General features: G+C 68.2%; 18 protein-coding genes. 13 read left to right on the top strand and 5 right to left on the bottom strand.

Going from position 1 to position 25,118, the window contains the following annotated elements:
• Positions 1–54: 54 nt before the first annotated feature.
• From I6J77_RS16780 to I6J77_RS16770, 3 genes are all read left to right on the top strand, one after another.
• On the top strand, positions 55–3,195 hold the full coding sequence (locus I6J77_RS16780) for an efflux RND transporter permease subunit (RefSeq protein WP_204109922.1): 3,141 nt from the start codon (positions 55–57) through the stop codon (positions 3,193–3,195).
• Positions 3,196–3,365: 170 nt separating this feature from the next.
• Positions 3,366–3,668, top strand: a complete 303-nt coding sequence (locus I6J77_RS16775; protein WP_056714474.1) for a LysM peptidoglycan-binding domain-containing protein — start codon at positions 3,366–3,368, stop codon at positions 3,666–3,668.
• 37 nt (positions 3,669–3,705) lie between these two features.
• On the top strand, positions 3,706–4,239 hold the full coding sequence (locus I6J77_RS16770; protein WP_204109921.1) for a hypothetical protein: 534 nt from the start codon (positions 3,706–3,708) through the stop codon (positions 4,237–4,239).
• A gap of 78 nt (positions 4,240–4,317) precedes the next feature.
• Here I6J77_RS16770 and I6J77_RS16765 read toward each other — a convergent pair whose 3' ends face one another.
• Positions 4,318–4,686, bottom strand: coding sequence for a hypothetical protein (locus I6J77_RS16765; protein ID WP_239309073.1), 369 nt, complete (start codon positions 4,684–4,686; stop codon positions 4,318–4,320).
• Between the two features lie 199 nt (positions 4,687–4,885).
• On the opposite strand from I6J77_RS16765, the gene I6J77_RS16760 reads away from it, so the two are divergent.
• Complete coding sequence (locus tag I6J77_RS16760) at positions 4,886–7,111, top strand: NADP-dependent isocitrate dehydrogenase (protein ID WP_204109920.1); 2,226 nt, start codon at positions 4,886–4,888, stop codon at positions 7,109–7,111.
• Positions 7,112–7,233: 122 nt separating this feature from the next.
• The gene (locus tag I6J77_RS16755; RefSeq protein WP_204109919.1) at positions 7,234–8,253 is read left to right on the top strand and encodes a TraB/GumN family protein; all 1,020 of its coding nucleotides are present in this window, start codon (positions 7,234–7,236) and stop codon (positions 8,251–8,253) included.
• Positions 8,254–8,266: 13 nt separating this feature from the next.
• Here I6J77_RS16755 and I6J77_RS16750 read toward each other — a convergent pair whose 3' ends face one another.
• A complete protein-coding gene (locus tag I6J77_RS16750) occupies positions 8,267–9,211 on the bottom strand; it encodes an aldo/keto reductase (RefSeq protein WP_204109918.1) in 945 nt (314 codons plus the stop codon).
• Positions 9,212–9,319: 108 nt separating this feature from the next.
• Entirely contained in the window at positions 9,320–9,502 is a 183-nt protein-coding gene (locus I6J77_RS16745) for a hypothetical protein (protein ID WP_204109917.1), read from the bottom strand.
• A gap of 107 nt (positions 9,503–9,609) precedes the next feature.
• On the opposite strand from I6J77_RS16745, the gene I6J77_RS16740 reads away from it, so the two are divergent.
• The 5 genes from I6J77_RS16740 to I6J77_RS16720 all read left to right on the top strand — a co-directional run bounded on the left by I6J77_RS16740 (position 9,610) and on the right by I6J77_RS16720 (position 14,058).
• Positions 9,610–10,530 carry a LysR substrate-binding domain-containing protein gene (locus tag I6J77_RS16740; protein WP_204109916.1) on the top strand — a complete coding sequence of 307 codons (921 nt, stop codon included), beginning with the start codon at positions 9,610–9,612 and terminating at the stop codon, positions 10,528–10,530.
• 70 nt (positions 10,531–10,600) lie between these two features.
• Complete coding sequence (locus I6J77_RS16735) at positions 10,601–11,713, top strand: S-(hydroxymethyl)glutathione dehydrogenase/class III alcohol dehydrogenase (protein ID WP_204109915.1); 1,113 nt, start codon at positions 10,601–10,603, stop codon at positions 11,711–11,713.
• Between the two features lie 82 nt (positions 11,714–11,795).
• Positions 11,796–12,458: an NYN domain-containing protein gene (locus I6J77_RS16730; RefSeq protein ID WP_204109914.1), complete on the top strand. Its 663-nt coding sequence runs from the start codon at positions 11,796–11,798 to the stop codon at positions 12,456–12,458.
• A 76-nt stretch (positions 12,459–12,534) separates the two neighbouring features.
• Positions 12,535–13,488, top strand: coding sequence for a class I SAM-dependent methyltransferase (locus I6J77_RS16725; RefSeq protein ID WP_204109913.1), 954 nt, complete (start codon positions 12,535–12,537; stop codon positions 13,486–13,488).
• A 33-nt stretch (positions 13,489–13,521) separates the two neighbouring features.
• Positions 13,522–14,058, top strand: a complete 537-nt coding sequence (locus tag I6J77_RS16720) for a pseudouridine synthase (RefSeq protein WP_204109912.1) — start codon at positions 13,522–13,524, stop codon at positions 14,056–14,058.
• A 25-nt stretch (positions 14,059–14,083) separates the two neighbouring features.
• Here I6J77_RS16720 and I6J77_RS16715 read toward each other — a convergent pair whose 3' ends face one another.
• Complete coding sequence (locus I6J77_RS16715) at positions 14,084–14,881, bottom strand: TatD family hydrolase (RefSeq protein WP_204109911.1); 798 nt, start codon at positions 14,879–14,881, stop codon at positions 14,084–14,086.
• Positions 14,882–15,332: 451 nt separating this feature from the next.
• On the opposite strand from I6J77_RS16715, the gene I6J77_RS16710 reads away from it, so the two are divergent.
• The 3 genes from I6J77_RS16710 (at position 15,333) to I6J77_RS16700 (ending at position 22,016) form a co-directional block, all read left to right on the top strand.
• On the top strand, positions 15,333–15,782 hold the full coding sequence (locus I6J77_RS16710; RefSeq protein WP_204109910.1) for a hypothetical protein: 450 nt from the start codon (positions 15,333–15,335) through the stop codon (positions 15,780–15,782).
• Positions 15,779–17,779: a PA domain-containing protein gene (locus tag I6J77_RS16705; protein WP_204109909.1), complete on the top strand. Its 2,001-nt coding sequence runs from the start codon at positions 15,779–15,781 to the stop codon at positions 17,777–17,779. Before I6J77_RS16710 ends, I6J77_RS16705 begins: the two co-directional genes overlap by 4 nt.
• Before the next feature lie 241 nt (positions 17,780–18,020).
• Entirely contained in the window at positions 18,021–22,016 is a 3,996-nt protein-coding gene (locus I6J77_RS16700; protein ID WP_204109908.1) for an ESPR-type extended signal peptide-containing protein, read from the top strand.
• A 195-nt stretch (positions 22,017–22,211) separates the two neighbouring features.
• Here I6J77_RS16700 and I6J77_RS16695 read toward each other — a convergent pair whose 3' ends face one another.
• Complete coding sequence (locus I6J77_RS16695) at positions 22,212–24,968, bottom strand: Calx-beta domain-containing protein (RefSeq protein ID WP_239309071.1); 2,757 nt, start codon at positions 24,966–24,968, stop codon at positions 22,212–22,214.
• Between the last annotated feature and the right edge of the window lie 150 nt (positions 24,969–25,118).

Raw genomic sequence — 25,118 nt, 5'->3', positions numbered from 1 at the left:
TCCGTTCACGCGTCATCTGCGATACCCCCGCCATCCCCTGCTCACGTTGATCCCATGAACATCTCCGGCACCTTCATCCGCCGCCCGATCGGCACCTCGCTGCTGGCGATCGGCCTGTTCGTGGGCGGCATGATCTGCTACTTCCTGCTCGGCGTGGCGGCGCTGCCGAACATGCAGTTCCCCGCGATCTTCGTGCAGGCCAGCCAGGCCGGCGCGGACGCCGGCACCATGGCATCCACCGTGGCCGCGCCGCTGGAGCGGCACCTGGGCCAGGTGCCCGGCATCGAGACGATGCGCTCGTCCAGCTCCGAGGGCAGCACCTTCGTCTTCATGATGTTCCAGAACGGCACCGACCTGGACGCGGCCGCGCGCGACGTGCAGGCGGCGATCAACTCGGCGGCGCCGGACCTGCCCAGCGGCCTCAACGGCGCACCGGGCTACCAGAAGGCCAACCCGAACGACGATCCGATCATCGCGCTGGCGATGACCTCCGACACCCAGTCCGCCGCCGACCTCTACAACGCCGCCGACTCGCTGCTGGCCCAGCGGCTGCGCCAGCTGCCCGGCGTGTCGTCGGTGGAGATCGCCGGCGCCGCCACGCCGGCGATCCGCGTCGACGTGAACCTGCGCGCGCTGAACGCGATGGGCTTGTCGCCGGACCAGCTGCGCAATGCGCTGAGCGCGGCCAACGTCACCTCGCCGGAGGGCTTCCTGTCCAACGGCAAGACCACCATGGCGATCAGCGCCACCACGCAGATGCACAGCGCCGACGAATTCGCCCAGCTGGTGATCGCCAACCGCAATGGCACGCCGGTGCGGCTGTCCGACGTGGCCAGGGTCTACGCCGGCCAGCAGGACGCGTACCAGGCGGCCTGGTTCCGCGGCAAGCCGGCGGTGCTGATGTACGTCTACAAGAAGGCCGACGCCAACGTGATTGCCACGGTGGACCTGGTCAAGGACCAGCTGCCGACCCTGCGCGCCTATCTGCAGCCGGGCACCGAACTCACCCCATTCTTCGACGGCACGCCGACCATCCGCGCCTCGCTGCACGAGGTGCAGGCCACCTTGCTGATCTCGCTGGCGATGGTGATCCTCACGATGGCGCTGTTCCTGCGCCGGCTGGCGCCCACGCTGATCGCGGCGGCAGCGGTGCCGCTGTCGCTGGCCGGCGCGTTCGTGGTGATGTACATCCTCGGCTACACCCTGAACAACCTCACCCTGCTGGCGCTGGTGATCGCGATCGGCTTCGTGGTCGACGACGCGATCGTGGTGATCGAGAACATCATCCGCCACATCGACGACGGCATGACGCGGATGCAGGCCACCCTCGCCGGCGCCCGCGAAATCGGCTTCACCATCGTGTCGATCACCGCCTCGCTGATCGCGGTGTTCATCCCGCTGCTGTTCGCCGGCGGCGTCACCGGCATGTTCATGCACGAATTCGCGGTGACCCTGGTGTCGGCGATCGTGGTTTCCGCGCTGGTCTCGCTGACCCTCACGCCAGCGCTGTGCGGACGCTTCCTCAGCGGACATGACGCGCACAAGGCGGCGGCGCCGTCGCGACTGGCGCGTTCGCTGGACGGTTTCCACGCCGGCATGCTGCGGGTCTACACCCGCGCGCTGAACTTCTCGCTGCGGCACGCGCTGCTGTTCGCGCTGACGCCGCTGGCGCTGATCGTGGCCACCTTCTTCCTGTTCGGCGTGGTCAAGGCCGGCCTGTTCCCGCAGCAGGACACCGGCCTGATCTGGGGCCGCGCCAGTTCCAGCGCCACGGTCTCCTTCGCCGAGAGCAAGCAGCGGCTGGAACGGCTGACCGCGATGCTGATGGCCGATCCCGACGTGGCCACCGTGGGCTCGCGCCTGGGCAGCAGCCGGCAGGGCACCAGCGGCTCGTTCAACATCGACCTGAAGACCCGGGCGCAGGGTCGCAAGGACGATACCTTCACCGTGCTGGCCCGACTCAGCGCCAAGGCGGCCAAGTATCCCGACCTCAACCTGCGCCTGCGCCCGGTGCAGGACCTGCCCAGCGGCGGCGGTGGCGGCACCAGCCAGGGCGCCCAGTACCAGGTTTCACTGCAGGGCAACGACCAGGCCAGCCTGCAGGAGTGGCTGCCGAAACTGCAGGCCGAGCTGAAGAAGAATCCCAAGCTCAGCGACGTGGGCACCGACGTCGACGAAGCGGGCCTGCGCCAGAACATGGTGATCGACCGCGACAAGGCCGCGCGCCTGGGCGTGTCGATCGGCGCGATCGACGGCGCGCTCTACGACGCCTTTGGCCAGCGCCAGGTCAGCACGATCTACTCCGACATCAACCAGTACAAGGTGGTGGTCAACGCGCTGCCCGACCAGACCGCCACGCCCGATGCGCTGAACCGCATCTACGTGGCCTCCAGCAGCGGCAGGATGATTCCGATCACCGCCTTCACCCGGCAGGAGCCGGGGCTGGCGCCATCGCAGATCACCCACGAAAACCAGTACAGCACGATGGACCTCAGCTTCAACCTCGCGCCCGGCGTCAGCATGGGCGAGGCGATGGGTATCATCCAGGGCACCGTGCAGAACATGCGCATGCCCGGCGACATCAAGGTGCAGATGGGCGGCAACTTCCGTCGCTTCGAGCAGTCGCAGAGCGGCATGGGCTGGCTGATCCTGGCCGCGGTGCTGACCGTCTACATCGTGCTGGGCATGCTGTACGAAAACCTGATCCATCCGGTGACCATCCTGTCCACCCTGCCAGCCGCCGGCGTCGGCGCGCTGCTGGCGTTGTGGCTGACCGGCACCGAATTGTCGGTGGTGGCGCAGATCGCGCTGGTGCTGTTGATCGGCATCGTCAAGAAGAACGCGATCATGATGATCGACTTCGCCCTGGTCGCCGAACGCGAGCACGGCAAGAGCCCGCTCGAAGCCGCGCGCGAGGCGTGCACCGTGCGCTTCCGCCCGATCATGATGACCACGATGGTGGCGATCCTCGCCGCGCTGCCCATCGCGATCGGCCTGGGCGAAGGCAGCGAACTGCGCCGCCCGCTGGGCATCGCCCTGATCGGCGGCCTGCTGATCTCGCAAAGCCTCACCCTGCTGAGCACCCCGGCGCTGTACGTGATCTTCTCCTGCCTGGCCCAGCGCCGACGGGCATGGTCCGCACGCCGGCGCGAGCGTCAGCTGGCGCGGCGCCGCCGTCAGCTGGCAGGGGCGTGACGACGGCCGTCGTGAATCGTCCGGGTATCCGACCGTGCCGCTGGTCGCCGTGAACAGGGACGCTCCCGGCACCAGCTTCCAGGCTGAACACTTCGGCAACGCACTCACAAGGCGTTAACCGGACGACCGTTACCTATGACTCCCTCTTCAATAGAGACGGAGACAACGCCATGGGCAACGAAACCGGCAAGCCGGACTTCTCCGACGTGCGCAGCGAGGTGCGCAGCCAGGCCGCGCAGATGCCGCCTGCGGCGAAGGCCGATTTCAGCGACGTGCAATCGCATGTGAGTTCGACCGCCGACGAAGCCACGGTCTACGAAGTGGTGGCAGGCGACAGCCTGTCGAAGATCGCCAGGCATTTCTATGGCAACGGCAATGCGTGGAAGCCGATCTTCGATGCGAACCGTGACCAGCTCACCGACCCGGACCACATCAAGGCCGGCCAGATGCTGAAAATTCCGGCGAAGCCCTGAGCAACGACACCGCAAGCCCCGCAACAGGAGACATGCCATGAAGATGACTCGCCAACCCCTGATCCTCGCCGCATCACTGGCCGCAGCGCTGGCGCTGGGCGGCTGCGGCAAGACCGACGATTCGGCCTCGCAGATTCCCGCCACGCCACCGCCCGCGGCCACGGCGCCAGCGCCTCCGCCCACCACCATGGCGCCCGCCCCCGCCAGCACCGCGGCCATGGGCATGGACAATACCGGCAACGCGGCGGCGATCAGCTTCAGCTCGGTCCAGCTGGGTTCCAGCGTGGACGCGAACAACCGGATCGCGGCCAGCGGCGACTCGTTCGCGCCGAAGGACAGCATCTACGCGTCGGTCGATACGACGGGCAGTGGCAACGGCACACTGGCCGCGAAGTGGACCTACCAGGATGGCCAGACCGTGCATGAGGACAGCAAGGCGCTGAATGCGAGCGGGCCGGAAACCACCGTGTTCATGATCAGCAAGCCGAGCGGTTTCCCCGCCGGCAACTACAAGGTGGACATCTCGCTGGACGGCCGGCCGGTCGCCAGCAAGGACTTCTCGATCAAATGAACGGCTGAGGTCCGTATCGGGCGGGCGGCGCAACGCGTCGCCCGCCCGACCGTTCCGGTCAGCGGTCGGACCGACCGTTCAGGCCGGCAAGGCCACGGCGGCGTGCTGCAATGACAGGCCGGTTTCCCGCTCGAAGCGCTGGGCCAGCTGTTCGCGCAGGGCCAGACGTTCGTCCGCATCGCGCCCGGCCCCATGCAATTCCACATGTCGCCATACCGCCACGCTGGCCAGTTGCGTACCCGGCACTTCGGAATGGCGGCGGCTGTCGCCCTGCCAGTACACCGCGACCCAGCCTTCCGGCTCCGCCGAGTGGGTTTCGTCCACCGGCAGGATCAGCGAGCCGTCCAGCAAGGACAGCGCGCATTCGCGGCCGTCGGCGTGCTGGCAGGTGTACAGCGGTTGCAGGCCGGCGATGAAGTCGACGATGGATTGGCTCAACTGACTCATATTCCTTCCTTGTCATGGGCGTTGATCACGCGCTGCACCTGACGGTGCAGTCGGCCGGCAGTTGCCGCGCCAGCCGGCGCATTCTGGCATGGCCACACGCTCGCGCACCGTCCGCGGTGGCCGGGAACGGGCATTCGCGCGACAATGGGCAGTCATCTGTCGCGGTTATGCCGCCCTTGCCAGGGAATCCCCGCTCGCCATGTCCCAGACCCCGAAGATCATCTACACCCTCACCGATGAAGCGCCATTCCTGGCCACCCAGTCGCTGCTGCCGATCGTCAGCGCGTTCGCCGGCACCGCGGGCATCCGGCTGGAAACGCGCGACATCTCGCTGGCCGGCCGCATCATCGCGCTGTTCCCGGAAATGCTGAAGGAAGACCAGCGCATCGCCGACGATCTCGCCGAACTGGGCCAGCTGGCCACCACGCCGGAAGCGAACATCATCAAGCTGCCCAACATCAGCGCCTCGATGCCGCAGCTGAAGGCCGCGATCAAGGAATTGCAGGGCCAGGGTTACGCGCTGCCGGATTACCCGGATGCGCCGAAGGACGATGCCGAAAAGGACATCAGGGCGCGCTACGACCGGGTCAAGGGCAGCGCGGTGAACCCGGTGCTGCGCGAGGGCAATTCCGATCGCCGCGCGCCGGTCTCGGTGAAGAACTATGCGCGCAAGCACCCGCACAAGATGGGTGCCTGGAGCGGCGATTCGCAGACCCATGTGGCGCACATGGACGGCGGCGACTTCTACGGCAGCGAGAAGTCCGTCGTGGTCGGGAAGGCCGGCAACGTCAGCATCGAATGGTTCGGCAAGGACGGCAGCCACAGCGTGCTGAAGCCGAAGACCGCGCTGCTCGCCGACGAGATCATCGACGCGTCGGTGATGAGCCGCAAGGCGCTGGCCAGCTTCATCGATGCGCAGATCGCCGATGCGAAGAAGCGCGGCGTGCTGTTCTCGCTGCACCTCAAGGCCACCATGATGAAGGTCTCCGACCCGATCATGTTCGGCGTGGCGGTGGGCGAGTTCTACAAGGACGTGCTGGCGAAACACGCCGACGTGCTGAAGCAGGCCGGCTTCAACCCGAACAACGGCATCGGCGACCTGTACGCGCGCCTCGGCTCGCTGAGCGAGGCGCAGCAGGCGGCGATCAAGGCCGACCTGGACGCCGAGTACGCGCAGCGCCCCGGCGTGGCGATGGTCAATTCCGACAAGGGCATCACCAACCTGCACGTGCCCAGCGACGTGATCATCGACGCCTCGATGCCGGCGATGATCCGCGACTCCGGCAAGATGTGGAACGCCGAAGGCAAGCTGCAGGACATCGTGGCGGTGATCCCCGACCGCAGCTACGCCGGCGTGTACCAGGCCACCATCGAGGACTGCAAGGCGCACGGCGCGTTCGATCCGGCCACCATGGGCAGCGTGCCGAACGTGGGCCTGATGGCGCAGGCGGCCGAGGAATACGGCTCGCACGACAAGACCTTCCAGATCGCCGGCGACGGCGTGGTCAAGGTGATCGACGAGGCGGGCAGCGTACTGCTGCAGCACGACGTGGAAGCGGGCGACATCTGGCGCATGTGCCAGACCAAGGATGCGCCGATCCGCGACTGGGTGAAGCTGGCGGTGGGCCGCGCCCGGCACACGCCGGCGGTGTTCTGGCTCGATCCGCAGCGCGCGCATGACGCCCAGGTGATCGCCAAGGTCGAGCGCTACCTGAAGGATTACGACCTCAGCGGGCTGGACATCCGCATCATGGATCCGGTGGCGGCCACGAAGTTCTCGCTGGAGCGCATCCGCCAGGGCCTGGACACCATCTCGGTCACCGGCAACGTGCTGCGCGACTACCTCACCGACCTGTTCCCGATCATGGAGTTGGGCACCAGCGCGAAGATGCTGTCGATCGTGCCGCTGATGAACGGTGGCGGCCTGTTCGAGACCGGCGCCGGTGGTTCCGCGCCGAAACACGTGCAGCAGTTCCTCGAAGAGAACTACCTGCGCTGGGATTCGCTGGGCGAATTCCTGGCGCTGGCCGCCTCGCTGGAACACCTGGGCAGCCGCTACGGCAGCGCCGAAGTCGACGTGCTGGCCAAGACGCTGGACCAGGCCAACGGCAAGTTCCTCGACACCGACAAGTCGCCCTCGCGCAAGGTCGGCGGCATCGACAACCGCGGCAGCCACTTCTACCTGGCGATGTACTGGGCCCAGGCACTGGCCGCCCAGGACGTGAACGCGGAGCTGAAGGCGAAGTTCGCGCCGTTGGCGAAGCTGCTGACCGAGAACGAGCAGAAGATCGTCGCCGAACTTGCGGAAGTGCAGGGTCACGGCGTCGAGATCGGTGGCTACTACCATCCCGACATGACCAGGGTCGGCCAGGCGATGCGCCCGAGCGCGACATTGAACGCGGCGCTGGCGCAGCTGTCGAAGTGACGCACTGAGCCGGTCCGTGCCGGAAACGGGGCGCCGATCGGCGCCCCGTTTTTCTTTGCGGCTGCGCCCGCCTTCGGGTCGCGCGGCATCGCCGGTCATCATCTGGAGAGGGAGTTTTCGCGATGCGTGTTTGGCAAGGACTGTGTCCGCTGCTGCTGGTCGTCACCCTGCCGCTGTTCGCGCAATCGGCGTCCGCGCCGGCGCCGGCGTCATCCGCCTCGTCCCGGGTCGCCGACCTGCCGATGGTGGTGGTCAGCGGCGTGCAGCCCGGGCCGGGTCTGTGGAAGGTCAGCAAGGGCGATCACGTGATGTGGGTGCTGGGCACGCTCTCGCCGTTGCCCCGCGACATGCAGTGGCAGGCGCAGGAGGTGGAGCAGGTGATCGCCGCCTCGCAACAGGTGCTGCTGGCGCCTGCGGTCAGGCTCGAGGCCAAGGTGGGCTTCTTCGGCAAGCTCTTCCTGCTGCCCTCGGCGTACAGCGCGCGCAAGAACGACGACGGCCGCCGGCTGCAGGACGTGCTGCCGCCGCCGGTGCATGCACGCTGGCTGGTGTTGAAGCAGAAGTACATCGGCCGCGATCGCGGCGTCGAGCGCTGGCGTCCGCTGTTCGCCTCGGAAGAGCTCTACCACAAGGCGCTGAAGGCGAACGGCCTGAGTCGTTCCGGCGGCATCCAGGCGAGCATCGACGGCCTGGCCAAACAGCACGGCGTGGCCGAGGTGCCGGTGGACTATCGCGTGGTGATCGAGCATCCGCGCGAGGCGATCAAGGCCTTCAGGCAGGCGGCACCGCACGACACCACCTGCTTCATCCGCACCCTGGACAGCGTCGAGCACGACATGCCGGCGATGACCGCACGGGCGAACGCCTGGGCCACCGGCGACCTGCAGACCCTGCGCCGACTGCCCGACAGCGATCGCCGTGACGCCTGCGTGGCGGCGGTGACCGGCGCCGGCTTTGCGCAGACACTGGGTCTCGGCGACGTGCCGGCACGCCTGCGCAGCACCTGGCTGACGGCCGCGCGCAAGGCGCTGACGGCCAACTCGCAGACCTTCGCCTTGCTGCCGATGGACGAGCTGCTGAACCCGGACGGCTACCTGGCCACGTTGCGCGCCGAGGGCTACCAGGTCGACGCGCCGGAATGATTCGTACCGACGGTCAGGCGCTGGCGACATCCAGTCGTGCGATCTCGCCGTCATCCAGCTGCAGCCCGGTGGCGCCGAGCAATTCGCGCAGCTGCTCCACGCTGGTGGCGCTGACGATCGGCGCGGTGAGGCCGGGGCGGGCGATCAGCCAGGCCAGTGCGACCTGGGCGGGAGTGGCGTGGTGGGCGGCGGCCACCGCGTCCAGCGCGGCCAGCACCTGCAGGCCGTGCGGGTTCAGGAACTTCTTCACCGCGCCACCGCGTGCCGAACTCTTGGCCAGGTCGGCGGCGCTGCGGTACTTGCCGCTGAGGAAGCCGCTGGCCAGTGCGTAATAGCTGATCACGCCGATGTTCTCGCGGCGGATCAGCGGTTCCAGTGCCTGCTCGTAGCCGGCGCGGCTGACCAGGTTGTACTCCGGCTGCAGGCTTTCGTAGCGGGGCAGGCCGTGCCGTTGCGACATCGCCAGCGCGTCGGCGAAACGGGCGGCGCTGAAGTTGGACGCGCCGATCACCCGCACCTTGCCGGCCTCGATCAAGCGGGCGAAGGCGCCCAGGGTTTCTTCCATCGGCACGCTGGCGTCGTCCTCGTGCGCCTGGTACAGGTCGATGCAGTCGACCTGCAGGCGCTGCAGCGAACCGTCCACTGCCTGCTGGATGTTCACCGGCGACAGGCCCGGCTGTTCGGCCCACTTGGCCACCTTGGTGGAGATCACCACGCGGTCGCGCTTGCCGCTCTGCTTCAGCCACTTGCCGATGATGGTTTCCGATTCGCCGCCACGGTTGCCCGGCACCCACGCCGGATAGACGTCCGCGGTGTCGATCAGGTTGCCGCCGGCGTCGACGAAGGCATCGAGCAGTTCGAATGAACGCTTCTCGTCGGCGCTCCAGCCGAACACGTTGCCGCCGAAGGCGAGCGGGGCGATGGAAAGCGGCGAGTTGCCGAGTGGGCGCTGGTGCATGGAATACCTCGGATGGCGGCAGGCGAAGGATCCGCGCGCGGCCCGGCCGGCGGCGCGCGATCCAGCCGAAGTGGCTGCATATCCGCGGTATTCAAGCCCGCGCCCGGTTCAGCGCGGGCCGGCGAGGCGTGGCCACACGTGGGCGCAGCACGCCACCACGGTGCGTTTGGCCAGGCTAGCCGGTTTGTCGTCCTGGGCGGTCTTGAGTGGAGCGTCGGGGCGCCAGTCCAGGTCTTCCTTGCGCACCAGGTAGCCATGCAGGAACAGCAGATCTTTCCACAACGAGTTCATGGGGAGCCTCCTCGGGAGGGCTGCGGCTTGGGGAGCGTTCAAGATACGCAGGCGCCAGGCCGCCAAAAAGCGATATATTCGCAAGCCAGGCTTGAAGGAAATTCAAGATGGGAAAGTTGCCACTGGGCCTGTTGCAACAGTTCGTGCTGGTCGCCCGGCTGGGCAACCTGTCGCGCGCCGCGGCGCAGGCGAATCTCACCGTCAGCGCGCTCAGCCACCAGATGCGCCAGCTGGAAGAACGCCTGGAACGGCGCCTGTTCGAGCGCGGTCCGCGCGGCGTGACGCTGACCGTCGAAGGCTGCAGCCTGCTGGAGGCGGTCGGCGGGCATGTCGACGGCATCGAGCACGCGCTGACGGCGTATCGCACGCGCCGCCATGACGCACTCACGCTCAGCGCCAGCCCCGGCATCATGTCGAGCTGGCTGGTGCCCAGGCTGCCGCGGCTGGTGGCCGCGCATCCGGAGCTGGAGCTCAGCCTGCAGTCGGGTTCGACCCTGGTGAATTTCGAGCGCGAACCGGTGGATGTCGGTCTGCGCTACGGCCGCGGCGAGTGGGCCGGCCTGCACAGCGAGCGACTGTTCGGCGAATGGATCGCGCCGGTGGCTGCACCCGAGCTGGTGGCGCGGATGGGCGACACCGATCCGCGCGACCTGTCGCGCTGGCCGCTGCTCGGCGAGCCGGCGCCGTCGACGCGCTGGGACGACTGGTTCAAGCGCAGCGGCGGCGCGCGACCGAAGCGCTACGTGGCCCAGTTCGACAGCCTCGATGCGCTGCGCCATGCGGCGCTGGAAGGGCTCGGCGTGGGACTCGGACGGATGGTGACGTCGAAGTCGCTGATCGATGCCGGCCGGCTGCAGGTGCTGGGCGAACGCTACATGGCGGTCAAGGAGGCGTACTGGCTGGTGTATCCGCCACGCTCGCTGGAACATCGCGGCCTGCAGCTGTTCCGCGAGTGGCTGCTGGCCGAGGCGGAGGATTACCGACGGCAGATGTCGGCGTTCCGGCCCGGTGACACGGCGATGGACTGAGGCGGTTTCACAATCCGCACGGACACGTCATCATCGTGGGTCGTTGCCGACCGTCGTCAGGAGTTGAACCATGAAGTCACGCGCCGCCGTCGCCTGGGAAGCAGGCAAGCCGCTCAGCATCGAACAGGTCGACGTGGCCGGGCCGAAGGCCGGCGAGGTGCTGGTGCGCATCGTGGCCACCGGCGTCTGCCACACCGACGCGTTCACCCTGTCCGGCGCCGATCCGGAAGGCCGCTTCCCGGTGATCCTGGGCCATGAGGGCGGCGGCATCGTCGAGGAAGTGGGCGAGGGCGTCACCTCGCTGAAGGTCGGCGACCACGTGATCCCGCTGTACACGCCCGAATGCGGCGAGTGCAAGTTCTGCCTGTCCGGCAAGACCAACCTGTGCCAGAAGATCCGCGTGACCCAGGGCCAGGGCCTGATGCCCGACGGCACTTCGCGCTTCTCGTTGAACGGCAAGCCGCTGCTGCACTACATGGGTACCAGCACGTTCAGCGAATACACCGTGCTGCCGGAGATCTCGCTGGCGAAGATCAACCCGGCCGCGCCGCTGGAGAAGGTCTGCCTGCTCGGCTGCGGCATCACCACCGGCATCGGCGCGGTACTGAACACCGCGAAGGTGGAGCCGGGCGCATCGGTGGCGGTGTTCGGCCTGGGCGGCATCGGCTTGTCGGTGGTGCAGGGCGCAGTGATGGCGAAGGCCGGCCGCATCGTGGTGGTCGACACCAACCCGGCCAAGTTCGAGATGGCCAGGCTGCTGGGCGCCACCGACTGCATCAACCCGAAGGATTACCCGGACACGCCGATCCAGCAGGTGATCGTCGAGCTCACCGACGGCGGCGTCGACTATTCGTTCGAGTGCATCGGCAACGTCCACGTGATGCGCTCGGCGCTGGAGTGCTGCCACAAGGGCTGGGGCGAGTCGATCATCATCGGCGTGGCCGGCGCCGGCCAGGAGATCAGCACGCGGCCGTTCCAGCTGGTCACCGGGCGGGTCTGGCGCGGTTCGGCGTTCGGCGGGGTGAAGGGCCGCTCGCAGCTGCCCGGCTACGTCGACCGCTACATGGCCGGCGAGATCCGCATCGACGAGATGATCACCGAAGTGCTGCCGCTGGAACGCATCAACGAGGCGTTCGACCTGATGCACGAGGGCAAGGTGATCCGCTCGGTGATCCACTACTGACGTAGAATGTGCAGGCGCCGCCAGCCACGCTGGCGGCGTTCGCCGTCTCCATGTCTGCACACGTCATGCCCAGGGTCGTTCCATGAGTCGCACTGCCATCCTCGTCGACGGTGCCTTCTTTCTTGCCCGCTACCGCAAGGTCTACGGCGAGCGCGATGCCGGTGATGCGCGCGCGGTGGCCAAGACCGTGTTCGGCATGGCGCTGGAACACCTGAAGGCGGTCGACCGCCCGCGCGAACAGCTGTACCGGATCTTCTTCTACGATTGCCCGCCGCTGGAAAAGAGTTTCATCAAGCCGGTCAGCGGCGACAGTGTCGACTTCGGCCGTACCGGCGCGGCCGCGTTTCGCCGCGAGCTGCACGACCAGTTGCGTCGCCAGCGCAAGATGGCGCTGCGGCTGGGGCGCCTGTCCGAGCGCGGCGAGTGGCAGCTGAAGCGCAGTGCCTACCAGCAGTTGCGCGACGGCAGCCTGCGCTGGGACGATCTGGATGACGGGCATTTCGAGCCGGACATGCGCCAGACCCAGGTCGACATGAAGATCGGCATCGACATCGCGGCGCTGACCTACAAGAAGCTGGTCGACCAGATCATCCTGATCGCCGGCGACGCGGATTTCATCCCCGCCGCAAAGCTGGCCCGCTACGAAGGCATCGACTTCATCCTCGACCCGATGTGGCAGGGCATCGCGCCGGATCTGCACGAACACATCGACGGCCTGCAATCGGTGTGCCCGCGTCCGTCCTGAGGCCTGCACCGGGATTGCACATGGTTTTCGTGATATTGGAAGTTCGAACGTTCCGCCACACGCCAGGGAGTTGACCATGATTCGTGCAACCGCAGCGGCGAAACCTGCCGGGATCGGCATCGCGGCAACCTTGCTGCTGGCATCCGCGCTGCTGCTGCCCGGGCCTGCCCGCGCACAGGCCGCGTCGGCCGGATCGGTGGAGTCGGACCAGCCCGTGGATGAGCTGGTGCCGCCCACCAGCGCCAGCGACTTCACCGCTTCGCAGCTGGACAGCGTGCTGGCCGGCAGCTGGCGTTCGCCCGCCAACCGCGCGCGCGACGCCTACCGCCATCCCAAGGCGACCCTGCAGTTCTTCGGCGTGCGGCCCGACCAGACAGTGATCGAGATCACCCCGGGCGGCGGCTGGTACGCGGAAATCCTGGCGCCGCTGCTGAACGACAACGGCCACTACATCGCCGCGGAGAAAGCCCCGTCCGCCGACAGCGAGGCACGCAGCGACGACAGCGCGTTGCGTCGGAAATTCGCCGCCGACCCGGCGCATTACGGCAACGCCCGCATCGTCGAATTCGATGCCGCCGCGCCGAAGTTCGGGGCGCCCGGTTCGGCCGACGTGGTGCTGACCTTCCGCAACGTGCACAACTGGATTGCTGCCGATAAAGGCATGGCCGGCACCGGGCCGGCCATGTTCAAGGCCTTCTTCGACGTGCTCAGGCCCGGCGGCGTGCTCGGCGTGGTCGATCACCGCGCCGGCGAAGGCGCCGTGATCGATGCGGTGAAAGGCAGCGGCTACCTGCCCACGCCGTACGTGGTGAAGCTGGCGACCGATGCCGGCTTCGTGCTGGAGGAAAGCAGCGAGGTCAACGCGAATCCGAAAGACACGAAGGACTATCCGAAGGGCGTCTGGACCCTGCCGCCGACCCTGACCCTGGGCGACCAGGACAAGGCGAAGTACCAGGCGATCGGCGAGTCGGACCGGATGACGCTGAAGTTCGTCAAGCCGACGGCGCCCGCCGGAAACGAAGCGCATTGAGCATGGCCTGATGCGCTGCGCTGTCACGCCCACATGCTGATCGCCCTCAACAAGCCTTACGGCGTGCTCTGCCAGTTCACCGATGATCGCGGTCGTCCGACGCTGGCGGATTTCGTCGTGCAAAAGGACGTCTATGCGGCTGGACGGCTGGATCAGGACAGCGAGGGCCTGTTGCTGCTGACCGACGACGGCCGCCTCGCCCATCGGCTCACCGATCCCCGCCACAAGCAGGCCAAGACCTATCTGGCGCAGCTCGACGGCAGCATCGATGAGGCGGCGCTGCAGGCGCTTGCGCGAGGGCTGGTGCTGAGCGATGGCCCGACCCTGCCGGCCGAGGCGAGGCTGGTCGACGAGCCGGCATGGCTGTGGCCGCGCAAGCCGCCGGTGCGCTTTCGCAAGGCGATCCCGACCAGCTGGATCAGCCTCACGCTGCGCGAAGGACGCAACCGGCAGGTGCGCCGGATGACCGCCGCAGCCGGGTTTCCGACCCTGCGCCTGATCCGCGTGCAGATCGGCGAACACCGGCTGGCCGGCCTCGCCCCGGGCGAGACGCGCGTGCTGGCGGACTGACCCGCCGCGCCCGCTATGCCGCCTGTCACGAGGTGCGCGGCAGTCCGAAGAACGCCTCGGCCGTCGCGGTGCTGTTCGCCGCCGTCACCGCCGCGCTCTCGCCGCGATCGCGGGCGATTTCCTCGCAGATGTGCTTCAGGTACATCGGCTCGTTGCGTCGGTGCGCGGGCTGCGGGCGCACCGTGCGCGGCAGCAGGTAGGGCGCGTCCGTCTCGATCATCAGCCGGTTCGCCGGAATCCCGCGCACCAGCTCGCGCAGGTGGGTGCCCCGGCGTTCGTCGCAGATCCAGCCGGTGATGCCGATGTGGCAGTCCAGCGCCAGGTAGTCGCCCAGCGCCTCGCCGGTATCGGTGAAGCAGTGCACCACCACCCCCGGGACCTTGTCGCGGTAGCGGGCGAGCAGGGCGACGAAGTCGCCGTGGGCGTCGCGCTGGTGCAGGAACAGCGGCTTGCCCACGTCCACCGCCAGCTGCAGCTGCCGTTCGAACACCTGCAGCTGCACCCCGCGTGGCGAGTAGTTGCGGTTGTAGTCCAGGCCGGTTTCGCCGATGGCCACCACCGCGGGGTCCTGCGCGAACTCGCGCAGCGCCGCGTCGGTGGCGTCGTCGTATTCGACGGCGTGATGGGGATGGACGCCAGCCGTGGCAAACAGCCGGGCCGGATGCCGGGCCGCCAGCACGCGGGCGCTGGCGCTGCCGTCGCGCGACGCGCCGGTGACGATCATCCGGTCCACGCCGTGCGCCTGCGCACGTTGCATCACAGCATCCAGATCGTGGTGGAAGGACTCGTGGGTGAGGTTGGCGCCGATATCGATGAGAGACATGCGTTTTTCCGGGACATTCGTCGATCATGTTGCCAGAACCGCGCCGCCGGGTCCCTGTTTGCGTGCCTCCATCCGGTACGTTTTGCCTGAATGGGTGAAGGTCCGCCGTGCGGGACGGTGCTGAGTCGGGGTTTCTCGGCGCAACGCAACATGCGACCGGCCGCGGGAACGCTTACGTGGTCGTGCTCACCTGCGGATGGCGGTCTCGCGTACCTGCCAGGTGAACCCCGGTCACCCGGAAAAAGTCGCGTTGACCACCGCTGGAACTTGCGATAGTTTCAAGCGACGGCGTCACATTCCTGACGTCGTGGGGCAGGCGTCGTGCGAGGGGGGAGCTTTCGCATGATTCCGTCAAATCCCCAACCAGGACATTCAACAGCACGCGTGGAAATGCGCGTGACGGGCTTTTGCACGCCTCGAACGAGGTGCGGCTTTCAACGGGAGGGATTGCATGGACAAGAAATGGGTAGCGCGCGGTTCGGGTCTGGCGCTGGCTGGACTGATCGTCGCCACGGCGGCCACCGCGGCCGAACCACAGACGGCGGCGCAGGCAACATCGGTAACGGTGCAGGGCGTGCAGGTGGCGATTTCGCCGACCGGCCAGCTCGTGGCCCCCACGCCGGAGCAGCGCGCGGCATTGTCGCGGGCGATGCTGCAGCAGTCCGCGACGGCGTCTTCGAAGCGCACCCTTGGCCAGCCGGCCGCGCCCCGCAACGAGGCCGAGGCTCGCGCCACCTTCCATACCTTCAAGCTCAGGAATGGGCATGCCGCGGTGGGCATGGCCCTGCCGGAGAATCTCATGAGCAGCCTGGTCGCCGAACGTCGCGCCGATGGCAGCCTGAGCATCCATCACGAGGGTGACACCCAGAGCGCCCCGGCATCGGTGGAGGTGACGAAATGATCCGCCGCAACCGCATGTTCAATGCATTCCTCGGTCTCGGCCTGATCTTCATGGCCGGCCAGGTGTCAGCCGCCGACATCAAGATCTCCAACCAGGACGTCGGCACCGGCCAGGGCCTGGATGATCCGACGCCCGCCACGCCGGTTGGTGGCAATCCGGGTACCACGCGCGGCGAGCAGGCACAGATCGTGTTCAAGTTCGCGGCCGACATATGGGGCGCGGTGCTGCAGAGCGACGTTCCGGTCACGGTCAGCGCCAGCTTCGCCAAGCTCAGCTGCGACGCCACTTCGGGCGTGCTTGGCTCGGCGGGCACCACCAACATCTACTCGTTCGCGGCACCGGCACCACAGGGCGCGGTCGCCAATACCTGGTATCACTCGGCGCTGTTTGATTCGCTCGCCGGCGAGGATGCGGGCGACGGCGCAGCGGACATTCGTGCACGCTTCAACGGCGCGCTCGGTTCCACCGGTTGCCTCGAGGGTTCCAGCTGGTACTTCGGTCTGGATGGCAAGCAGCCGGCCGGCAGCATCGACTTCCTCAACGTGGTGCTGCACGAGATGGCCCACGGCCTGGGCTTCTCCGGTTTCGGCAGCCTCACCACCGGCCAGCCGCTGCAGGGCAACGATGGCGTCGGTCGCCAGGACATCTACACGACCTTCGTCTACGACGATACCCAGCAGAAGAGCTGGTATGCGATGACGCCGACCCAGCGTGTCGCCTCGGCGCTCAACGACGGCAACCTCGTGTTCACCGGCGCCAACGTGAAAGAACAGGCGCCGCTGGCACTGGGCAAGGTGACCACGCTGCGTGTCTCCGCACCGGCGGGTGCCGCCGGCGACTATGCCTTCAACCAGAGCAGCAGCCCGATTCCGGCAACCCCGGCCAATTTCAGCGGCTCGATCATCGGGGCGATCAGTCCCCCGCTTTCGCCCAGCACCAGCAACCTCGAGGGCTGCAACCCGTTCACCAACGCGGCCGACGTGGCCGGTCATCTCGTGCTGGTCAATCGCGGCACCTGCTCTTTCGACATCAAGGCAGGCAACGCCATCGCCGCCGGCGCGACCGGCGTGATCATTGCCAACAACGCCGCGGGCACCATCGTGCCCGCCATCACGGCGAGCATCCCGGTGATCTCGGTCAGCCAGGCTGACGGCAACACGTTGCGGGCGAATCTGGCGGGTCTGACCGGTGCTCTCGTCCTCGGCGACGTGATGGCCGGTGCCGACGCGGCCGGCAACGTGCAGCTGTACGCACCGACCGTGCTGGCGCAGGGCTCGTCGTTCTCGCATTACGACACGCGCCTGACTCCCAATGCGCTGATGGAATACGCCATCAACTCGGATCTGGCGGGTCACATCGACCTTGACCTGACCCCGGCGCTGTTCCAGGACGAAGGCTGGCAGTTGAACGAGGGCACGCAGAGCCTGCTGGACTGCGACAGCGGTATCCCGACCTGGCTGCCCGGTGGTGTGGTGATCGGTGCCAACGTGGTCGCCAACGCCAGGATCATCGCCGGTGCTGCTCCGACGGTGGGCGACTATCGCCCGGTGGTGCGCGCCTACGCGGCTGGCCTCGCCACTGACGGCCTCATCACCGGCGATCAGGCCAGCAGCCTCAATGCCTGCCTCAGTGATGCGGAAACCCTGAACCAGTGGAAGGCGTGGAGTGCGTTTGCGCCGCAGGAAATCTCCGCCGGCGTGACCGTGCCGGGGCAATCCGGTGCGGCGGCCTCGAGCAAGGTGTACACGCTGGAGGTCCCGGCCGGGGCGCTGGGCTTGAGCCTGCGCACACTGGGCGGCACGGGTGACGTGACGGTCTACGTGAAGCTCGGTTCGCAGGCTTCGCCGGCGGACTACGACTGGAAGTCGGTGCATGCCCGCACCAACAGCGAGGCGGTGATGATCACGCGTCCGGTGGCGGGAACCTACTACCTCACCGTATACGGCGAGACCGACTACAGCGGCGTGACGGTGCTGGGCAACTTCACCCAGCGGTAAGCCACAGATCGCCTGGCAGCGACGACTCCGGTCGTCCTGCCAGGCTCCTCTGGGTCGGTGTTCTGTCGCGGCCAGGCAATCCATTGCTTCGCATCGTGGCAGGCGCATCGTTCCGAGGCGTGGCATCGCGTCTGCCGGCGATCGGCAAATCCGAATTTTTCGCACCAGCGGCCGGGCCATCGCGGCAGGCCATGGCTGGTGCCATCCATAGAGTTGCATGTCATAACCGCCGAGGTGTTGCATGAACAAGATTTACAGGAAGGTATGGAGCCGCACGCTGGGCGCCATGGTTGCCGTTTCCGAGCTGGCCTCGACGCGCGGCAAGGCAGGGTCCGTCGGGCTGGTTTGCGGCGCGGTTGCACTGGTCGGTGCGTTGGCACTGGCTCCCGTCGCCACGGCCTCGGCCCAGAACCTGCCCGCAACGTGCCAGCTCGATGTGGGCACGCCGGGTGCGGTATCCGGTGACGACGCCTTCGTCTGCGGTCCGGATGCTTCCGCGACCGGTGATCGTGCGACGGCGGTGGGCGCACTCAGCTTCGCCGGGTCCGACGACAGCGCAGCCTTTGGCGCCGGTGCGCTGGCGCTGGGCATCGGCTCTTCGGCGACGGGCAGCAACAGCGTGGCGATCGGAGAGGAAAGTTCGGCCTACGGCTTCCAGTCCGATGCCGAAGGTGACTACAGCACGGCGGTAGGCGCGAGCAGCGTGGCGCTGGGCGAAGGTTCCACCGTGGTCGGTTGGGGCGGCAGCGCGCTGGGCGTGTTCTCCGTGGCCACCGGTTACGGCGCGGTCGCGGCGGGCGACAACAGCGTGGCCAGCGGTGCGAACGCGATGGCCGACGGCATCGGCAGCGTGGCGACCGGCAGCGACAGCCACGCGGCGGCGGACAACAGCTCGGCGTACGGCAACGGCGCCCAGGCCATCGGCGGCAACAGCTCGGCCTACGGCGCGGGCGCGACGGCCACCGGTGCGGACAGCGTGGCGATCGGCGGAGAGGCGACCAACATCCTGACCGGCACCACCGGTGCGGCGACGGCGGGCGACGGCGGCACCGCCATCGGTGCCAGCGCGATCGCCAGTGGTCTGGCGGCGTCGTCGGTGGGCATCGGTGCACAGGCCGACGGTGACGAATCCACCGCGCTGGGTGCGCTGGCGTATACCCCGGGCACCTATGCCACGGCGGTCGGCGCCGAATCGGCGGCGACCGGCGAGTATTCCACCACGGTGGGCTCGACGTCGGTGGCCACCGGTGACCAATCCGTCGCCCTGGGCTTCGGGGCAGCGGCGACGCAGATAGCGACCGTGGCGGTTGGCGTGCAGAGTTTTGCCGCCGGCGTGGCGGCGACGGCGACCGGTTACGGTGCCAGCGCCAATGGCGACTATTCGCTGGCCAGTGGCGCGTTCGCGGCGGCCGACGGTGTCAGCAGTGTCGCCGTGGGCGAAAGCAGCAGCGCCAGCGGTGACGAAAGCGTGGCGCTGGGTGGCAGCGCGGCCGGTGGCAGTTTCATCACCGAAGCCTCGGGTGCGGGCACCACGGCGATCGGCGCGGGCGCCTACGCCACGGCCGACAACGCGGCGGCGTTCGGCTGGTTGTCGGGTGCCGATGCGATCAACGGCACGGCCCTGGGTGCAGGGGCCTGGGTGCAGGCGGCGGCGGACAACTCGGTGGCGCTGGGTGCGCAGTCGCTGGCTGACCGGGCCAACACGGTCTCCGTGGGCAGCGCCGGCTCCGAGCGCCAGATCACCAACGTGGCCGCCGGTACGGCAGGTACGGATGCGGTGAACATGGACCAGCTGGCGGCGGTCACCTCCGCGACCCAGTTCTTCAGTGCCGACGGAGCCACGGACGGCACGGAAGACGCGCTGGCATCAGGTGCCCGCGCGGTCGCATCGGGTGCCCTCAGCACGGCAGTGGGCGACGACAGCGTGGCGACCGGAAACGGCGCCCTGGCGCTGGGCACCGGTTCTTCGGCGACGGGCAGCAGCAGCGTGGCGATCGGAGAGGAAAGTTCGGCCTACGGCTTCCAGTCCGATGCCGAAGGTGACTACAGCACGGCGGTAGGCGCGAGCAGCGTGGCGCTGGGCGAAGGTTCCACCGTGGTCGGTTGGGGCGGCAGCGCGCTGGGCGTGTTCTCCGTGGCCACCGGTTACGGCGCGGTCGCGGCGGGCGACAACAGCGTGGCCAGCGGTGCGAACGCGATGGCCGACGGCATCGGCAGCGTGGCGACCGGCAGCGACAGCCACGCGGCGGCGGACAACAGCTCGGCGTACGGCAACGGCGCCCAGGCCATCGGCGGCAACAGCTCGGCCTACGGCGCGGGCGCGACGGCCACCGGTGCGGACAGCGTGGCGATCGGCGGAGAGGCGACCAACATCCTGACCGGCACCACCGGTGCGGCGACGGCGGGCGACGGCGGCACCGCCATCGGTGCCAGCGCGATCGCCAGTGGTCTGGCGGCGTCGTCGGTGGGCATCGGTGCACAGGCCGACGGTGACGAATCCACCGCGCTGGGTGCGCTGGCGTATACCCCGGGCACCTATGCCACGGCGGTCGGCGCCGAATCGGCGGCGACCGGCGAGTATTCCACCACGGTGGGCTCGACGTCGGTGGCCACCGGTGACCAATCCGTCGCCCTGGGCTTCGGGGCAGCGGCGACGCAGATAGCGACCGTGGCGGTTGGCGTGCAGAGTTTTGCCGCCGGCGTGGCGGCGACGGCGACCGGTTACGGTGCCAGCGCCAATGGCGACTATTCGCTGGCCAGTGGCGCGTTCGCGGCGGCCGACGGTGTCAGCAGTGTCGCCGTGGGCGAAAGCAGCAGCGCCAGCGGTGACGAAAGCGTGGCGCTGGGTGGCAGCGCGGCCGGTGGCAGTTTCATCACCGAAGCCTCGGGTGCGGGCACCACGGCGATCGGCGCGGGCGCCTACGCCACGGCCGACAACGCGGCGGCGTTCGGCTGGTTGTCGGGTGCCGATGCGATCAACGGCACGGCCCTGGGTGCAGGGGCCTGGGTGCAGGCGGCGGCGGACAACTCGGTGGCGCTGGGTGCGCAGTCGCTGGCTGACCGGGCCAACACGGTCTCCGTGGGCAGCGCCGGCTCCGAGCGCCAGATCACCAACGTGGCTGACGGCACCGAGGCCACGGATGCGGTGAACCTGGGCCAGCTGGAAGCGTTGCAGACGCAGGTGACGCAGACGGGCTCGGACGTGAGCGCCAACACGGCGGCGATTGCCACGAATACCGCCGCCATCGCGACCAACACCGCGGATATCGCGACCAATACGGCCGACATCGCCACGAACACCGCCGCCATCAGTTCGCTGGATGGCCGGGTCGACACGATCGAGGGACAGCTCGGCGACCTGCAGCAGAGCACGGCGGAGCTGGGCGCGATCGGCATCGACACCGTGGGCGATGGCAGCGACGACGCTTCGGTGCTGGCCGGCTCGCGTGGCGTGGCGATCGGCTCGAATGCCGAAGTGGGCGGTGACCATGGCACGGCGATCGGCGGCGACAGCTACGCGGCGGGCCCGAACGACACCGCCATCGGCGGCAATGCGAAGGTGAATGCCGATGGCAGCACCGCGGTGGGTGCCAACACCACCATCGCGGCGACGGCGACCAATGCGGTGGCGGTCGGCGAAGGCGCATCGGTGAGCGCGGCGTCGGGCACGGCGATCGGCCAGGGCAGTTCGGCCACGGCGGCCGGTGCGGTGGCCCTGGGCCAGGGCTCGCTGGCTGATCGAGCCAATTCGGTGTCGGTGGGCACGGCGGCAAACAACCGCCAGATCACCAACGTGGCGGCCGGTACCCAGGCCACCGACGCGGCGAACTACGGTCAGGTGCAGCAAGCCCTGGTCAGCGCGAAGGACTATAGCGACGCCAATGCCCAGCAGACCCTGCAGAGCGCCAATGCGTACACCGACCAGAAGTTCGCCAACATCGCCAGCACGGCGGACGTGAACTCGCTGCGCAACGACACCAACAACCGCTTCCGTGCCATGGACAAGCGCGTGAACCAGGTTGGCGCGATGGGCGCGGCGATGGCGCAGATGGCGTTCAGCACCCAGGGCATCAACACGCCGAACCGGGTGGGCGTGGGCATGGGTGGCTACGGCAACCGCGCAGCGCTGGCGGTGGGCTACTCGCGGCAGTTGTCGCCGAAGGCCAACCTGACCTTCGGTGCCGCGGTAACCGGCAATGAGACCTCCGGTGGCGTGGGCGTGGGTATCGGCTGGTAAATCAGGCCGCCGGGCCCCGCGATACGGGCCCGGACATGCACGACAGGAACCGGCGCCCACGTGGCGCCGGTTTTTTTGTGGTCGAGGCCCACCGCCGTCGCGCGCGGCAGCGGTCACGCTTCCGCGCCGCCATGCGCACGCCGCAAAAGGAAAGGCCCGCCTGGGCGGGCCTTTCTGCCGTGACGCGATGAAGCCTCAGTGGTGCCCGTGCCCCAGCCCGGGGCAGGCCAGGTCGAGCACGAAGCCGTCGTGGTCGGAAACCCCGATGGCCTTGCGAATGCCGGTTTCGCCGGCCGCGTCGTCCTGGGTCTGGTCGGGCGCATCGAGATTGCCGCGACCGTATTCGAAACCGCGGAAGCAGCGCTGGGCGAGGCGATCAAGCAACGCCTGGTCGAGCACCTGGGCCACCGGAACATCGCGGCCGGAGTCGAACGAGCCGGTGCTCTGGTAGCCCTGGATCTCGCCAAGCTGCTGGGTGAACAGGAACGAGTAACGGTCGTTGGGGGCCACCGACTGCACCGCGTTCCACAACGCCGGCTTCACGATGTTGCCACCGAGGTCGAGCAGGTTGGCGCTGTCGTCGTAGGTGCCGGCGATCGCGCCGACCACGTCGGTCCAGCCGTCGGTGAACGGATAGGCGTTGAAGTCGCCCAGCACCACCAGCGGTTCGAAAGCGGACTTCGCGTCGGTCTGCAGCGCCTGCACGCGCTGGGCGATGTCCACCGCGCCGTTGAAGCGCTTGAGGCGGTTGCGCGTGGCATCCGCCCCGCCATCCACGCCGATCAGCGACTTCGGATGCACCACCATCAGGCGGAACGAGAAGCTGCCCTTGCCCAGTTTGGTGCCTTCGAGCAGCAATGGCGGACGGTCGTGCAGATAGGTCGACTGGCCGGTGCCCGGGTCCACCCAGGTCGCGTCGTAGCCAAGCTGGCTCACGCTGGCGATCTGCACCCGGTCGTCCTGCACCAGGAAGCCCACGTCGATGCCGCTGGGATCGTGGCCGTCGACCAGGTGCGCGGAGTAGTGCACGCCGTAGTCGCTGTTCAGTTGCGCGGCCAGCTGTTCGAGCACGGGCAGGTTTTCCACCTCCTCGGCGCCCAGCACGTCGGGCAGCTTCAGCACGCCGCCGATGTAGGCGGACAGGCGCTGCAGCTTGAGCTGCAATTCGTCCGCCGTCGGCGTGCCTTCATCACCGCACTCGTAGGTGCTGTTGCCGCCATCGGTGTCGCACAGCCGCAGCATGTTGAGGTTGCCCACCCGCAGGCCATCCGGGCCCCGCCAGTCATGCACCGGGCGCGGCATCGTGTTGGCATCGAGGATGTGCAGCATGGTGGGCTGGAAGTCGTAGTCGCCGAAGCTGTAGCTCATCACGCCTTCGGCGATGAACCGCGCGCCGCCGTTGATCCCGGTGCCGGTCGGCACCGCGCCGAGGGCATCGGCGTCCATCTCGAAGACTTCCGGGTTGCCGTCCCACACGCCGGAGTGGATGTCCGAGGCCGGCAGGCCGAAGGTGACGCCCTGCGAACGCAGCGAACGGCTGCCGCCGGCACTGACGAAGACCTCGGCGAAGGGATCGCTGCCGTAGCGCTGGTTGCCGCGATCGACGATGCCGTTGACGATCAGGATGCGCATGCCCTCGAAGCATTCGAAATTGGTCGTGCCGCAGGACAGGTTCGCCGGATCGGTCGACGGCAGGTTGCGACCGAACAGCACCGGCTGTGGCAGCCGGTTGCCCGAGCTGAGCACGCTGATGCTGGCGCCGGTCAGTTCGGTCAGCCCGTAGTACTCGGCCACGCGGGCACGCACGTCCACCGCGTCGCCGAGTTTCACTGTCGGTGCGCTGCCGGTGAACACGTACACGCCGTTCGAGGTCAGCCGGACGTGGTCGTCGCGGCGATCCGGCGTCTGCATGGTGAAGCCGGCCGGGCCGACGCTGGTGACGATGTTGTTGCGGGTGATCACCGGCTGGCCGGTGAACGGCGAGCTGTCGCCGTTGCCCTGGATCTGGAAGATCTCGACCTGGGCCGCATCGTCGTTGAGGATGCCGCCGATCGCCTCGCCGCGGGCAATCGCCAGGCCGCTGGACGGCTCGCTCAGCTGCACCGCGAAATCCTCGTCGGGTTCGATCTTCGTGTCGCCGTGCACGGTGACGGTGACCTTCTGCACCGTGTCACCGGCGGCGAAGGTCACCACCTGGTCCACCGCGTCGTAGTCGCCATCGGCGACGGTGGCGGCGCCATCGGCCGTGCGGAAGCGCACCTGCACCGGCGACGGTGCCGGCTTGCTCAGGGTGAGGCTGAAGTCGAGCGCGGTGGTGCCGCCGTCGCCTTCGTTGATCACCGCATCGGCCACCGACACGCCGAGGCCGAGGTCCGAACAGCTGCTGCCGGCGTTGTGCGGCACCGAGGGCGACTGCAGGCTGAAGTCCGCCGCGTTGTCGCCGGTGTCCTGCACCAGCCCGGCCGCGTTGCTGATGCGGGCATACGAGCGGTCGGCGTTGGTCGAGCCCAGCGAGGCCAGCCGCGTGCCTTCGCCATAGGCCGAGCCGCCGCTGAGGCCGACCTGGTCCAGCACCGTGCCACCGGCATCGGCGATCGCCAGGCCGCCGGTGTCGGTGATGCCGGTCTTGTAGATCACGTCGCCGCCCACGCTGCCGGAATAGCCGCTGCTGGCGCCGTTGGTCAGCAACAGGTAGCAGCCTGGCGCGATCGACGTGCCCGACGGCAGCGTCGCACGCGTGCCGGTGGTGCCGCTGTCGTTCGAGCCGAGCAGGGTGTAGCCGCCCACGTCGAGCGCACTGGGCGAACCATTGTGCAGCTCGACGAATTCGTCGTTGCCGCCGGACGGTCCGCGTACGCGGAAGTTGCTGATCGTGAGATCCGCGGCCAGCGCGGGAAGCGCCGCGGCAAACAGACACAGCGCCATTCCCGCGGCGCGACGCATAGGCATCATGACGTGATTCCCCTCGATGTGATGGCGGATTCCCCCTCCCGGAACCTGACCACTGTCCGTGACGGCGCAATGACAGATCAGTCATACCCCGGCGCGGGGCGATGACTTTGCGACGGCTTCGGCAGTTTCGAAGGAACCTGGCGGCCTGGC

The organism is Rhodanobacter sp. FDAARGOS 1247, assembly GCF_016889805.1.
In the GTDB taxonomy this organism is placed as follows: Bacteria; Pseudomonadota; Gammaproteobacteria; order Xanthomonadales; family Rhodanobacteraceae; genus Rhodanobacter.
This window is presented reverse-complemented; position numbering and strand designations above follow the sequence as displayed.

Excerpts from the sequence above, each read along its gene's own strand:
- I6J77_RS16780 (WP_204109922.1), top strand. The coding sequence starts at position 55 with ATGAACATCTCCGGCACCTTCATCCGCCGCCCGATCGGCACCTCGCTG.
- I6J77_RS16775 (WP_056714474.1), top strand. The coding sequence starts at position 3,366 with ATGGGCAACGAAACCGGCAAGCCGGACTTCTCCGACGTGCGCAGCGAG.
- I6J77_RS16770 (WP_204109921.1), top strand. The coding sequence starts at position 3,706 with ATGAAGATGACTCGCCAACCCCTGATCCTCGCCGCATCACTGGCCGCA.
- I6J77_RS16765 (WP_239309073.1), bottom strand. The coding sequence starts at position 4,686 with ATGAGTCAGTTGAGCCAATCCATCGTCGACTTCATCGCCGGCCTGCAA.
- I6J77_RS16760 (WP_204109920.1), top strand. The coding sequence starts at position 4,886 with ATGTCCCAGACCCCGAAGATCATCTACACCCTCACCGATGAAGCGCCA.
- I6J77_RS16755 (WP_204109919.1), top strand. The coding sequence starts at position 7,234 with ATGCGTGTTTGGCAAGGACTGTGTCCGCTGCTGCTGGTCGTCACCCTG.
- I6J77_RS16750 (WP_204109918.1), bottom strand. The coding sequence starts at position 9,211 with ATGCACCAGCGCCCACTCGGCAACTCGCCGCTTTCCATCGCCCCGCTC.
- I6J77_RS16745 (WP_204109917.1), bottom strand. The coding sequence starts at position 9,502 with ATGAACTCGTTGTGGAAAGATCTGCTGTTCCTGCATGGCTACCTGGTG.
- I6J77_RS16740 (WP_204109916.1), top strand. The coding sequence starts at position 9,610 with ATGGGAAAGTTGCCACTGGGCCTGTTGCAACAGTTCGTGCTGGTCGCC.
- I6J77_RS16735 (WP_204109915.1), top strand. The coding sequence starts at position 10,601 with ATGAAGTCACGCGCCGCCGTCGCCTGGGAAGCAGGCAAGCCGCTCAGC.
- I6J77_RS16730 (WP_204109914.1), top strand. The coding sequence starts at position 11,796 with ATGAGTCGCACTGCCATCCTCGTCGACGGTGCCTTCTTTCTTGCCCGC.
- I6J77_RS16725 (WP_204109913.1), top strand. The coding sequence starts at position 12,535 with ATGATTCGTGCAACCGCAGCGGCGAAACCTGCCGGGATCGGCATCGCG.
- I6J77_RS16720 (WP_204109912.1), top strand. The coding sequence starts at position 13,522 with ATGCTGATCGCCCTCAACAAGCCTTACGGCGTGCTCTGCCAGTTCACC.
- I6J77_RS16715 (WP_204109911.1), bottom strand. The coding sequence starts at position 14,881 with ATGTCTCTCATCGATATCGGCGCCAACCTCACCCACGAGTCCTTCCAC.
- I6J77_RS16710 (WP_204109910.1), top strand. The coding sequence starts at position 15,333 with ATGGACAAGAAATGGGTAGCGCGCGGTTCGGGTCTGGCGCTGGCTGGA.
- I6J77_RS16705 (WP_204109909.1), top strand. The coding sequence starts at position 15,779 with ATGATCCGCCGCAACCGCATGTTCAATGCATTCCTCGGTCTCGGCCTG.
- I6J77_RS16700 (WP_204109908.1), top strand. The coding sequence starts at position 18,021 with ATGAACAAGATTTACAGGAAGGTATGGAGCCGCACGCTGGGCGCCATG.
- I6J77_RS16695 (WP_239309071.1), bottom strand. The coding sequence starts at position 24,968 with ATGATGCCTATGCGTCGCGCCGCGGGAATGGCGCTGTGTCTGTTTGCC.